This window comes from Pseudomonas sp. 2(2015), assembly GCF_000955865.1.
Lineage (GTDB): Bacteria > Pseudomonadota > Gammaproteobacteria > Pseudomonadales > Pseudomonadaceae > Aquipseudomonas.
The window spans coordinates 1-466 of the sequence record NZ_JYOF01000062.1; the positions used below are offsets into that span (position 1 = coordinate 1).

Sequence of the window (466 nt, forward strand, 5' to 3'; positions counted from 1 at the left end):
CAGTACGTCCTCGCCTGACCTTGTCCCGCATGTTGTCCGCATGCGTCCCGAGCTCCAGATGGTCGGGGTTCACGCAGAGCGGGTTGTCACAGCGATGGCGCACTACCATGCGCCCCGGAGGGGCCTCGCCATAGTGGATCTCGTAGGAGAGGCGGTGTGCGAGCCTCTGAACTCCGGCTCTGACAGTGAAGACCCCATAGTCACCGATCCTGGACTTCGCTTGCCAGTCCCAGCAATGCGGTGTTACGGTTATCTTGGACCAGAACCTTGGTAAGACTTCAGGCGGAAGCTTACTTAACGGCAAATCCATCATTAGACTTCAGTCCCCTAGCTGATCCCAATGCCGGCGTGCGACATGGCACGCTCGGCAAAGACTTCTCAAGTTCTTCAGGTGGTGCAGGCAGCTCCACGTCGAGAGCTTCATGCCCATGCGAGGGATGATGTGGTCTACCTCCTCGGCCTTCGT

At 58.6% G+C, this 466-nt stretch carries 1 protein-coding gene; it reads right to left on the reverse strand.

Annotation, left to right across the window (positions count from 1 at the left end; genetic code table 11):
- On the reverse strand, positions 1-313 hold a 313-nt coding region (locus UB48_RS28490; RefSeq protein ID WP_156160261.1), incomplete at its 3' end, for an HNH endonuclease signature motif containing protein.
- Positions 314-466 lie beyond the last annotated feature (153 nt).